We start from the raw sequence: 12878 nt of genomic DNA on the forward strand, positions 1-12878 counted from the left end.
GATTTTTAATTAAACGGGTAACAAAACACCAGCTTTATTTATCTAAGAATAAACATAACATATTATGAAAAAGAATCTTTTTATATTTATTATAATACTATTTATTTTATTAATTATCTGCGCCAACATAAACATGATCTTGTCTAATTTACCACAATAACAAAAAACAGAAACCTATTAAAACTAATTTAATAAATATCTCTTTTTGTATATTTAAAACTTATTTAAACCTCATTATTATGAACAAATGGTTTTCTTTTATCTGTTTATTTTTAATTGGTGTTTACTGTTATGCACAAAAACAAATTGTAAACGATACGGTTACTAGGGTTGCAACCATTAAAAACACAACCACTGGTAATGCCGTTTTATTTACGCCCGAAACCCCAGAATTAAATCAAATTGCAGGTGCACCAAAATCATTTTACACCCATTATTGGGAATTTGGCGATGGCCATTACAGCACAGAAAAAAAACCTAAACACACCTATAAAAAGACCGGTGAATATGAAGTAAAGCTATGGGCTACCAATAATTATGACACAGGAAAACCACCCACCACAAGACCAAAAAAAATTGCTATAAATGAAATCACTACTCCTTATAACGATGTGGCTTCTATGGATGAGGACTTTATTTTAAAACGAAATAGAGAACCTGTCCCCGATGAAGAAATGGTGGTCATTATGAGCTATAAAAACACTAAAGATTATACGACCAACGGTAAACTATATTTATTTTATAATGAACATCAATTCAAGGCAAATAATTTTGAGCTTATAGAAACCCGAATGTACCACAACGAAAAAAATGTTTCAAATTCTGGGTTTGCTTTCAGTAATACTATTGATAACGACGGCACTTATTTGGCGTCTTCAAATAATGATTTCATTGAAACTCGAACCGTTTTACAAGATTCCACATATAAGACAAACTTGCCTTTAACCATTGCTGAATCTGAAGACTTATATAAAAACTGGAGCATTTTAGAGTTTAACAACATGCAACCACAAGAAGAACGTAACCTCTTTTTCAGTTTAAAAACCACACCTGAAATGGTTAAAGATACTAGTGCCATTATTTCGATAAGAGGCATTTATGTACCAGATAGTAGTTACGATAACCATAAAGTAAAAGACATGGAAATGGAAATTGTTACCTCTCACGATCCAAATAAAATGTCATCAAATGGAACATTTTTAAATTACAGATTGGTTCGCTTTAAAACCTTAAAATATAAAATCAAATTTCAAAATAATGGTGAAGGGCCTGCAAATACAATCAAGCTAGAAACCGATATTCCGGAGATGTTAGACAAATCGACTTTAAAAGTTTTAGATATGTATCCAAAATGCGAAATTTGTCCCAAATACGATGTTTTATATAGCTGCTTGGACACAACATTCACAAAAACCCAAGCCATCTTCACGTTTAAAAATATTTATCTTCCTGGAAGTGAACAAAAAAACATAAAAGCATATGATTCTACCAAAGGCTTTGTGAAATACAGCATTAAATTTGCTAAAGATTTCCATAAGAAAAAAACAAAAAGTAGAACTAACATTATTTTTGATAAAAACGATCCTATTGTCACCAATTATTCTACCACACGTTTTTTACCAGGAATTTCTATTGGTGCTAAAGTTGGGGTTAATTCATTTTCAAATTTAAACAATTCTGAAAGCTACTTTTTTGGTGCAACACTGTCTCCCTATAAATCCTATCGTTGGTATTGGCAAATAGAGCTTATGAATAATTTTCACAATTATGATGACCAAACAGATATAAATGAAGAGTTTGTTTCAGATGCACAAGGTGTTCGTTTTTTACAGCGTACTACAACAAACCATTCTTTTGAAAATATTGATTGGGATGTTCCTGTATTAATTCGCTATAACCTTAATAATTATATAGGACTTGGAGCAGGTGTACAAAACACCATCTCCCTTAGTGAAAAACAAAAGCGAACCATTTTAATTGAACAGTTTGAAGGTGATGTATCCACCAATCCGGTCATTTCTTCCAAAGAAGACACTTCCAGCCAAACCAATACATTTACCCATTTAAGATCAGGTTTGTTGTTTGAGGCCACCGCAGGTTTTGCCAGAATTGGTCCTAGTTTGGGAGCTCGTTATATTATGAATTTTGAAAATGATTTTAATTATTGGCAGTTTTACGCTATTTGGAAGTTTTAAAGAATATTAATTTGATTATGAGACAAGCCATCATCATTCTGCTATATTTTTTCAGCGGAATTTCCTTTTCTCAAAACCTAGAAGAAGCTATTTATGAAGCTGCCGAAACATTTATTAGCAATAAAAACGACACTTCTTTAAAACTTTTAAATACTGCAGAAACTACATTTAAAACTAAGGTAAAAACAAAAGATGAGCAACTCGCTTTAGTTTTTTTGCAATGTAATAAAGCCTACTATTTAAAAGACACTGGACATTTAAAAGATGCCATTACCTCCTATGAAGAGGCCTCAAAACGTTTTTTTGAAAATCAGCTTTCTACGCTTTCAGACTTTGATATTACAGAAAGTTGTTTAAAACCCTTGGGCAATTTATATACACAGACTGGGGATTTCACTAATGCAATAAGCACCATTAACAAATATATTCTTTTAGCAGAAACCAACAATAATAAAACCCAACAAACAAGTGGCATTATAAATTTAGCCAAACTTTATCAATCTAAGGGCGAACATGGAATGGTTATTAAAATTACCGATACATACCTAAACCATTCAACTATTAACAAATCTCAACGACAAAAGCTAATGGCTATAAATACAGCTAGCCAAATAGCTCTCAAGCATATTTCAAGTTACGACGATATTCCCAACACATTAAAAGATATAACTAAATACAAAATAGAACTAGACAAAGGCAATTACACAACGGCTTTTTCTTATTTTAAAAACGTTAAAGCTTCACTTTTACAAAACAAAGACTTACCAGCTAGAGATTTAGCAAAAACTTATTTTGAAGAAGCACAATTATACTACTTACTTAAAAACAATAAAGAAGCTATATTAAGTTTGCATAAAGCCATTAAAACATTATTGCCAAACTTTAATGAAAATGAGTTACCAAACAAAGAGTATTTATATGCAGAAAACACCTTTATTGATATTTTCGATTTATATGCCACACTACAAACAAACCCTAAAATAGCTCTGGAAAGTCTTGATTTAAGTTTTTATGTGTCAGAATTGCTACAAAATAATTGGACATCGCAGGAAAACAAAATAAGAAATCAGTCTGACGATAGAATTAGAAGTGAAAAATATATAGATATCCTTTTTAACGAATACCACCTTACAAAAAACAAAGACTTTATTATAAAAGCTTTTCAATATGCCGAAAACAATAAAGCTTCGGTTTTAAAAGAAATTTTCCGAAAAAAGATGCAGCTTCAACGGTATCCAAATGACAGTTTATTGATTAAAGAATTCAATCTTTTAAAAGAACAAGAACTTAAAACAAGTTTGCTTATAAAAGAGCAATTGGGTAATGCAAAAGCAGCAACAATTAATAGTTTAAGCCAAGAATTAACATCTATTTCCGTTCAGCTTAAAACATTAAAAACGATCATTTCAAAAAAACATCCTTTAGCAAGTGATCCTATTTCAATTGAAGAACTTCAGCAAAAATTAAAAAATGACAAAGCTGTTTTAGTGGAATACTTCTATGGAAAAAACACACTGTACCAATTCATTATCACAGAAAACAACATCATACTTGAAGACATTGACTTAAATGATGAAGCCAAGAAAAACATCGTGAATTTCATTCATTTTTTTGAAAATCCATCAGCAATAAATAATGATATCGGCAAGTTTACCGCACAGGCTTACAAACTATTTCAATTTCTAAATTTTGATGACATTGATACCCGAAAGAATGTCATAATCATTCCAGATGGTTTACTCAATTTTATACCTTTTGAAGCCCTTTTGTCCGAACCCACCAATACATCGTCATATTCAAAAATGCCTTTTGTGGTTAAAAGTCAAACCATTGCTTATAATTCTAGTTCACAACTTTATTTAAATTCATCTACATCATATGAAAACAATAAGCTATTGGGTATTTTTCCTGTTTTTGAAAATAGCCAGCAACCATTATCTTTCTCGTTAAATGAAGCAAAAGCTATTGAAAATGTACTGAGATCAAAAATCCTTTTAAAAACTCAGGCAACTAAAAATCATTTTATAGAAAATGCAAAAGAATATGGCATCCTTCACCTCTCTACACATGCCAGTAGTGGCGATTTTGTAATTCCTGCACATATTGAATTCTATGAGGACACTATGCTTTTAAACGAACTGTACTCTTTAAATTTAAACAGCAACCTAGTGGTTTTAAGTGCTTGTGAAACAGGGATAGGAAGGCTTTATAAGGGCGAAGGATCTATGAGCATTGCACGCGGATTTCAATATGCTGGTGTGCAAAATCTTTTATTTTCTTTATGGCAAATAAACGATTTATCTACCTCACAGATAATGCAATCCTTTTATAAAAATTACGTCCAACACCAATCAGCCTATTTTGCAAATCATTTTTCGAAAATAGACTATTTAGAAAACGAATCTATCAGTAACGAAAAAAAATCGCCTTATTATTGGAGTGCATTTGTTTTTTATGGTTCCCTAGAACCTCAAAAAACATCTAACACTTTATTTTATATTATTTTTGGCATACTAATTCTATCGATTGCTATATTTTTAGTACTAAATTTTAAAAAGTAATGACCAAAACACTTCAGCAATTCCTTATTGCAAAAGGCTATATAAAAGTTAAACTTCATTTAACAAAGACCAATCATTTTGAAGTTAAAGCAACTATCAATGGTCGTAAAGGATTGTTTATTTTAGATACTGGTGCCTCCAGTTCTTGTGTCGGATTTGAAGCCATTGAGACTTTTAAATTACATGTAGAAGATTCTGAAATTAAAGCTGCTGGGGCTGGGGCTGTAAATATGGATACTAAAATGTCAATCAAAAATAAAGTGAAAATTGGAAAATGGCGCAGTAATAAAACTGCTCTCATTTTATTTAATCTTACTCATGTAAATACGGCTCTTACAAATCATAAATCCAAACCAGTTGATGGTATTATTGGTGCAGATATTTTAAAAAAGGGGAAAGCCATTATTGATTATGAAAAAAAACACCTTTATTTAAAGTTATAAAACATACCTTTCAAAAAAAGCTTATTTTTATATTATAATAGCAATTTATCCCGAAAACTAATGAGTATCTCTATAGTAATAGCAGACGACCACCCTCTTATGCTTAGAGGTTTAACAGATTTTTTAACTTCTAAAAATTTTAATATTGTAGGAAGTGCCCAAGATGGCAATACGGCATATAATTTAATCGTTAAGCATAAGCCTGATATAGCTATACTTGATATTAGAATGCCACATAAAACAGGTTTAGAAATTGCGGAAGCATGCAAAAAAAATAATCTGAAAACTAAAATTATTTTGATAACCTTTGATAAGGAAGAAGAGTTATTTGATAAGGCAAAAGAGCTTAATGTATTTGGCTATATACTTAAAGAATTTGCTGTAGAAGAAATAGAAACTTGTATTAAAAACGCCATACAAAATAAACCCTATTTTAGTAAAGAAATTGCAAACCACTTAAACACAAATAATATAGCACACAAAACAGATTGCTTAGACATATTGACTAAATCTGAATTAAAAATAGTTAAACTTATCGCTGAGAATAAGACAAGTCAAGAAATAGCTGATGAACTTTCCATATCAATAAAAACAGTTCATAAACACCGAAGCCATATTGTAGCTAAGCTAGAACTTGATAACAAACCAACGTCTTTATCTATTTGGGCAAATTTAAATAAGGACTTTTTTTAAAAATACGCAGAAGTGCGTATTTTTTTTAATCTTCATAAGATATATCTTTACACTGCTATTAATTAGTTCTTAGGGAGAATTATTGAAGGCTCTAGATTAAAATAATCTAGGGCTTTCTTTTTTTTAAAATCTTTTATAAATGGAACAAAAAATACTCATAAGTACGTATTTTATTTGATCTAATTAAAATATAATTTTACATCGCTATTAATAAATTCTTAGAGAGAGAATTTTTTAAATAAACTCTGTACCGTAAAGGTACAGAGTTTTCAAAAAATTTAATTTTAGGATAATCCAAAAAGCTACCTAATTAAAATTATCTATGGAAAAGAAAAGCAAATTCATAAATGCACTCTTTATAACTTCTTTGATTGTCTTGGTAATTGCTATAATCACAATTAATATTGTGGTTAATTTTTTCTAATTTTAATTAGTCACTAAAACTGTTTTAAATCAAAAGTGCGACCTTTCTCAAGTCGCACTTTCTTTTTTATATACTGAATTAAATATTTTATTATCTTAAATAGAAGCTTTCATTAATTCCCTGTTCATTCTAGCAATGTTATCCAAAGAAATACCTTTAGGGCATTCAATTTCGCATGCACCTGTATTTGTACAATTTCCAAAGCCTTCTAAATCCATTTGCGCTACCATGTTACGCACACGATCGGCAGCCTCTATTTGTCCTTGTGGCAATAAAGCATATTGAGATACTTTCGCTCCAACAAATAACATCGCACTAGAGTTTTTACACGTTGCAACACAAGCACCACAACCAATACAAGTTGCAGCATCCATGGCTTCATCGGCAGCATGTTTAGAAATTGGAATAGAGTTAGCGTCTTGAGTATTTCCTGAAGTATTTACAGAAATATACCCCCCAGCTTGTTGAATACGCTCAAAAGCAGTTCTATCAACCACCAAATCCTTTAATACTGGAAAAGCTGATGCTCTAAACGGTTCGATAGTTATGGTATCACCATCTTTGAACATACGCATGTGTAATTGACAAGTTGTTACGCCCCTATCTGGCCCATGAGCTTCACCATTTATATACATGGAACACATACCACAAATACCTTCACGACAATCATGATCGAAAGCAACTGGGTCTTCTCCAGAATTCACTAGCTGTTCATTCAAAACATCCATCATTTCTAAAAAAGACATATGCTCGGAAATATCAGTAACTTTATAATCCACCATTTGACCCTTTGCATTTGAGTCTTTTTGTCTCCAAATTTTAAGTGTTAAATTCATATTCTTTAGTTGTTGGTTGTTGGTCATTGGCTGCTAGCTGTTCGATATGTTTAAAACCATCAACTACCAACCACAAACCAGCAACTATTTATAACTACGTTGTTTTAGTTCAATATCTTTAAACTCTAATTGTTCTTTATGTAAAACGGCCGCAGCGGGTTCGCCTTTATATTCCCATGCAGCTACATAAGCATAATCTTTATCGTTACGCTTAGCTTCACCTTTTTGCTCGCCATCAAGTTCTACTGATTCTTCTCTAAAATGCCCCCCACAGGATTCATTTCTATGCAAGGCGTCTTTAGCAAACAACTCACCTAGCTCAAGAAAATCTGCTACACGTCCAGCTTTTTCTAATTCAGGGTTCATTTCATATAGATTTCCAGGCACTTTTACATTCTTCCAAAAATCTTCTCGAAGTTCTTTAATTTCGGCCATCGCTTCAATAAGTCCTTTCTCATTCCTAGACATCCCTACTTTATCCCACATAATTTTACCTAATTTCTTATGGTAGTAATCTACAGAATGTTCACCTTTATTGTTTATAAAGAAATGTAGTCGTTCCTTAACATCTTTTTCAGCCTCATCGAATTCCGGTGTGTTTGTAGGTATTTTTCCTGTTCTAATTTCATTAGATAAATAATCGCCTATGGTATACGGTAATACAAAATACCCATCTGCTAACCCTTGCATTAAAGCAGAAGCTCCTAATCTATTAGCTCCATGTTCAGAAAAGTTTGCCTCACCAATACAATATAGACCATCAACGGTAGTCATTAAGTTATAGTCAACCCAAATACCGCCCATTGTGTAATGTGTTGCAGGATATATCATCATAGGTGTTTTGTATGGATTTTCATCTACAATTTTCTCATACATCTGAAATAAGTTTCCATATTTCTCTTCTACAATGCCCTTCCCTAAGTCATAAATTTTTTCTTTGGAAGGATTTTCTAAATTATGGATTTTTGCTTGTGTTTTTCCGTAGCGTTCAATAGCTGAAGCAAAATCTAAATACACAGCTTCTCCCGTTGCGTTCACACCAAAGCCAGCATCACAACGTTCTTTAGCTGCTCTTGAAGCCACATCACGAGGAACAAGATTACCAAAAGCAGGATATCTTCTTTCCAAGAAATAATCCCTGTTCTCTTCAGGAATATCCGTTGGTTTCATTTTTCTTTGTTGAAGTGCTTTAGCATCTTCAATGTTTTTTGGTACCCAAATACGCCCATCATTACGTAACGATTCAGACATCAAAGTTAATTTAGATTGATAATCTCCGGAACGCGGAATACAAGTTGGATGAATTTGTGTAAAACAAGGATTTGCGAAATACGCACCTTTTTTATGAATTTTCCAAGCTGCAGTGGCATTACTCCCCATCGCATTGGTAGATAAATAGTATACATTACCATAACCCCCAGAAGCAATAACAACAGCATGGGCTGAATGACGCTCGATTTCACCAGTAATTAAATTACGGGCAATAATACCTCTAGCTTTACCATTAACTTTAACAACATCAAGCATTTCATGACGGTTAAACATCTCTATTTTACCGCGAGCAATTTGTCTATTCATGGCTGAATAAGCACCCAATAATAATTGTTGACCTGTTTGACCTTTAGCATAAAAAGTTCTGGAAACCAATACCCCTCCAAACGAACGGTTATCTAATAGTCCGCCATAATCACGAGCAAAAGGAACTCCTTGAGCCACACATTGATCTATAATATTTGCAGACACCTCAGCCAAACGATATACGTTAGCTTCACGGGAACGGTAATCGCCACCTTTTACGGTATCATAAAACAATCTGTATGTAGAATCACCATCACCCATGTAGTTTTTAGCAGCATTGATACCCCCTTGTGCAGCGATAGAGTGTGCACGACGTGGAGAATCTTGATAAGCAAATGCTTTTACATTGTATCCTAATTCTGCTAAAGTTGCTGCTGCAGAACCACCCGCAAGACCTGTTCCAACAACAATAATATCTATATGGCGCTTATTTGCAGGATTAACTAAGTTGATATGATCTTTATAATTTGTCCATTTATCTTTAATTGGACCTTCTGGTATTTTCGAATTTAAAGCCATGATATCTTTAAGATTAATGGTTAAAATGGTGATATAAAGCTATGAATATAAATCCTAATGGAATTAAAATTGAATATGCTTTACCTATATTTTGTAACGTTTTTTTTCTGCTAGCAGTAGCCCCTAATGATTGGAATGCCGATGTAAACCCGTGTGCTAAATGCAGCCCTAATAAGACAAATGCTATCACATATGCCGCTACTCTCCAAATAGGCACAAATTTTTCTTGTAATTCATGAAAATACCGAGTTGGGTCTTCAGGATGCATTGCAATGTATTTTACATTAATTTCATGAATCCAAAAATCAGCAAAATGTAAAACTAAAAAAGCTAAAATAACCAATCCACTATAAATCATATTCCTACTCATCCAAGTGGAATTGGCAGCACCATTATTACTAACATAGCTTACATTTCTGGCTTTCCTATTTTTAATTTCGAGTACAAACCCCATAACAAAATGGAATATGACTCCAAAAATTAAAATGGGTTGCATAATAAACTGAACCAGCCAATTTGTTCCCATAAAATGTGATGCTGCATTAAATGTGTCTTCACTAAATACAGATAATAAATTTACAGAAACATGCATTAATAAAAATATCATAAGAAAAAAAGCCGAAAGTGCCATGGCTACCTTTCTTCCAATTGAAGATTTAAAAAATCCGCTCATTATTTTGAAGTTATTTGATAAGAACACAAAGGTAAGCTAGGTTAAGGTTTTAGACAACAAACATTTGTCATGTTTTTGTTATTTAGAATGATTTTAAATGATTTTTCATGTTAAACACAAAACATTATTTATCTTAAAATACCACTAGTCTATTTGTTTTTTATAATTTTATGGTATCAAAAAAATACCATGAAATACAATCTTATAAATAATTTACTATTCATAAAAAATCGTAAAAATTTCACAGCTAAAATGAAACCAAATAGTTTGGCTGTTTTTAATTCTAATGATATTTATCCCATAAGCGCTGATAGCACCTTGCCTTTTGAGCAACATAGAGATATTTTCTATTTGTGTGGTGTAGACCAGGAAGAGAGTATTTTGGTCTTGTTCCCAGATTGTCCCAAAGAACAACATCGAGAAATTTTATTTCTAAAAGAAACCAATGAACACATCGCTATTTGGGAAGGCGAAAAACTAACTAAAGAAAAAGCATTGGAAACTAGTGGCATAAAAACCGTTTATTGGCTACAAGATTTGGAAAAGGTGTTTCGTGAACTTATGTCACAATGTGAAACTGTTTATATAAACACAAACGAACATTATAGAACTTCCGTTGAAACAGAAACCAGAGAAGACCGTTTTACTAAATGGCTTAAAAACAAATATCCTGCACATTCGGTAGCGAAAAGTAATCCTATTTTACAAAGATTACGTTCTGTAAAAGACACTATTGAAATTGACTTGATTCAACAGGCATGTAATATTACTGAAAAAGGATTTCGTCGTATTTTAAATTTTGTAAAACCCAATGTTTGGGAATATGAAGTTGAAGCAGAATTTATTCATGAATTCATAAAAAATCGTTCAAAAAAGTTTGCTTACACCCCTATAATTGCATCAGGCAACAATGCTAACGTATTACATTATATTGAAAACAATAAGCAGTGTAAAGCGGGCGATTTATTATTATTAGATGTCGCTGCAGAATATGCCAACTATTCTAGTGATATGACAAGAACCATTCCTATTTCAGGAAAATTCACAGCTAGACAAAAAGATGTTTATAATGCTGTAAACCGAGTAAAAAAAGACGCTACAAACATGTTGACTCCAGGCACTTTATGGGCAGATTATCATGTTGAGGTTGGCAAACTTATAACTTCTGAATTATTGGGATTAGGATTGCTCGATAAAGCAGATGTTCAAAATGAAAATCCTGAATGGCCTGCCTATAAAAAATACTTTATGCATGGCACGTCGCATCATATGGGTTTAGATACCCACGATTATGGTATTTTAACCGAACCTATGCAAGCCAATATGGTATTTACTGTAGAACCAGCTATTTATATTCCTGCTGAAGGATTTGGTATTCGTCTTGAAGACAATGTTGTTATTCAAGAAAAAGGAGCTCCATTTAATTTGATGAAAAACATCCCGATTGAAGCTGAAGAGATTGAAGATTTGATGCATTCATAAAAAGAAAGAAGGATTGTTTGGTTAGAACAATCCTTCATAGCTAATTTACTAAATTGAAGTGTAATTTATAGAGTGACTAATTCAAATAAATAATCGTTTAGTTTACTTAGCGTATTGATTTTATCTTTTGAATGAACTAATAAGGAAATATTATTATTACTTCCTCCATAAGAAATCATTCTTATTTTTACGTCTTGAAGTATTTGAAACATTTTATAGGTATCTTCATGTTTAACAATAGAATGTCCTACTAAGCATATAATGCTTTGGTCTTTATCTACTTCTATGGAAGCAAATTTTTCTAATTCTCCAATAATTTCATTTAAATTTTTATCATCATCAATAGTTAACGAAACAGCAACTTCTGAGGTTGTAATCATATCAATAGATGTTTCATAAACTTCAAAAATTTCAAATACTTTTCTTAAAAAGCCATGAGCCTGAAGCATTCTGCCAGACTTAATTTTTATAGCAGTAATATTATCTTTAGCGGCAATAGCTTTAATACCATTTTCGGTTGTATTGCTTGAAATCAATGTGCCGTAAGCATCGGGATTCATGGTGTTTTTAAGTCGCACTGGAATATTGTCTTCCCTAACAGGCGTTACAGTTTGAGGATGTAATATTTTTGCTCCAAAATAGGCTAATTCGGCCGCCTCATCAAATGATAGATTTGAAATTGGTCGCGTATTTTCAACGTACCTTGGGTCATTATTATGCATTCCATCTATATCAGTCCAAATTTGAACTTCCTCAGCTTTTAAAACAGCTCCAATAATAGTTGCAGAATAATCACTTCCTCCTCTTTGTAAATTTGAAATATCACCATTATCATCTAAACAAATAAATCCTTGAGTGATATAAATTTGTGCTTCTGGAACACCATTTATAACGGCGGCTATTTTCTTTTTAATATATGTTAAGTCTGGATCCTTAAACTTATCAATTCGCATAAAATCCAAAGCTGGTAATAATGCCGAGCTAACGCCTTCTTGCTGTAAATAGCAATTAAACATAAACGTAGAAAGCAATTCTCCTTGAGCAAGAATGGCATTTTCCAAAACTTTGGAAAACTTTTTATAAGTACATTCAACCAAAAAATTAAAAACACTTGATATATACTCTTTTGTCTCTTTATTTAAGGATTGATTCGTAAGAAGTCCATCAACCACACTAGAATAATTTCCATGTAATTTATTAATCGTATCTATTGCCTTATTTGGTTCTTTACTTTCTATATCTTTCGCAATTGCAACCAATGTATTAGTAGTACCAGACATAGCCGACAACACAACCACTTTTTGTTCACCATCATTGATGATGTTTTTTACGTTTTTTATATTTTCAATAGAACCAACTGAAGTCCCGCCAAATTTTAATACTTCCATCCTTATATTTAAAGAAATAAGGCACAAAACTATACTTCCATTTCCAATAAACTATATTTTTATAAAAAATAGTTTATTTTAGCACA

General features: G+C 32.1%; 9 protein-coding genes. 5 read left to right on the forward strand and 4 right to left on the reverse strand.

Annotated elements, in window-relative coordinates; all coding sequences use genetic code 11:
- Nucleotides 1–239: 239 nt before the first annotated feature.
- From DKT72_RS05500 to DKT72_RS05515, 4 genes are read left to right on the forward strand one after another with little or no spacing between them, the layout of a single operon-like run.
- Complete coding sequence (locus DKT72_RS05500) at nucleotides 240–2195, forward strand: DUF7849 domain-containing protein (RefSeq protein WP_111307729.1); 1956 nt, start codon at nucleotides 240–242, stop codon at nucleotides 2193–2195.
- A gap of 17 nt (nucleotides 2196–2212) precedes the next feature.
- Complete coding sequence (locus tag DKT72_RS05505; protein WP_111307859.1) at nucleotides 2213–4756, forward strand: CHAT domain-containing protein; 2544 nt, start codon at nucleotides 2213–2215, stop codon at nucleotides 4754–4756.
- On the forward strand, nucleotides 4756–5199 hold the full coding sequence (locus tag DKT72_RS05510) for a retropepsin-like aspartic protease (protein WP_111307730.1): 444 nt from the start codon (nucleotides 4756–4758) through the stop codon (nucleotides 5197–5199). The genes DKT72_RS05505 and DKT72_RS05510 overlap by 1 nt, the downstream gene beginning before the upstream one ends.
- 60 nt (nucleotides 5200–5259) lie before the next feature.
- Entirely contained in the window at nucleotides 5260–5892 is a 633-nt protein-coding gene (locus tag DKT72_RS05515) for a response regulator (RefSeq protein WP_111307731.1), read from the forward strand.
- Between the two features lie 519 nt (nucleotides 5893–6411).
- Here the strand turns inward: DKT72_RS05515 and DKT72_RS05520 are convergent.
- The 3 genes from DKT72_RS05520 to DKT72_RS05530 form a co-directional block, all read right to left on the reverse strand.
- A complete protein-coding gene (locus tag DKT72_RS05520; RefSeq protein WP_111307860.1) occupies nucleotides 6412–7152 on the reverse strand; it encodes a succinate dehydrogenase/fumarate reductase iron-sulfur subunit in 741 nt (246 codons plus the stop codon).
- A gap of 84 nt (nucleotides 7153–7236) precedes the next feature.
- A complete protein-coding gene (locus tag DKT72_RS05525) occupies nucleotides 7237–9249 on the reverse strand; it encodes a fumarate reductase/succinate dehydrogenase flavoprotein subunit (RefSeq protein WP_111307732.1) in 2013 nt (670 codons plus the stop codon).
- Nucleotides 9250–9262: 13 nt separating this feature from the next.
- Nucleotides 9263–9922 (reverse strand): succinate dehydrogenase cytochrome b subunit, encoded by a 660-nt coding sequence (locus tag DKT72_RS05530; RefSeq protein WP_111307733.1) that lies wholly within the window; start codon nucleotides 9920–9922, stop codon nucleotides 9263–9265.
- 189 nt (nucleotides 9923–10111) lie between these two features.
- Here DKT72_RS05530 and DKT72_RS05535 point away from each other — a divergent pair, with 189 nt between their 5' ends.
- A complete protein-coding gene (locus tag DKT72_RS05535; protein ID WP_111307734.1) occupies nucleotides 10112–11404 on the forward strand; it encodes an aminopeptidase P family protein in 1293 nt (430 codons plus the stop codon).
- Nucleotides 11405–11469: 65 nt separating this feature from the next.
- Here the strand turns inward: DKT72_RS05535 and DKT72_RS05540 are convergent, their stop codons facing one another.
- Nucleotides 11470–12792: an aspartate kinase gene (locus tag DKT72_RS05540; RefSeq protein WP_111307735.1), complete on the reverse strand. Its 1323-nt coding sequence runs from the start codon at nucleotides 12790–12792 to the stop codon at nucleotides 11470–11472.
- Between the last annotated feature and the right edge of the window lie 86 nt (nucleotides 12793–12878).

The sequence above is a fragment of the Confluentibacter sediminis genome (assembly GCF_003258355.1).
Lineage (GTDB): Bacteria > Bacteroidota > Bacteroidia > Flavobacteriales > Flavobacteriaceae > Confluentibacter > Confluentibacter sediminis.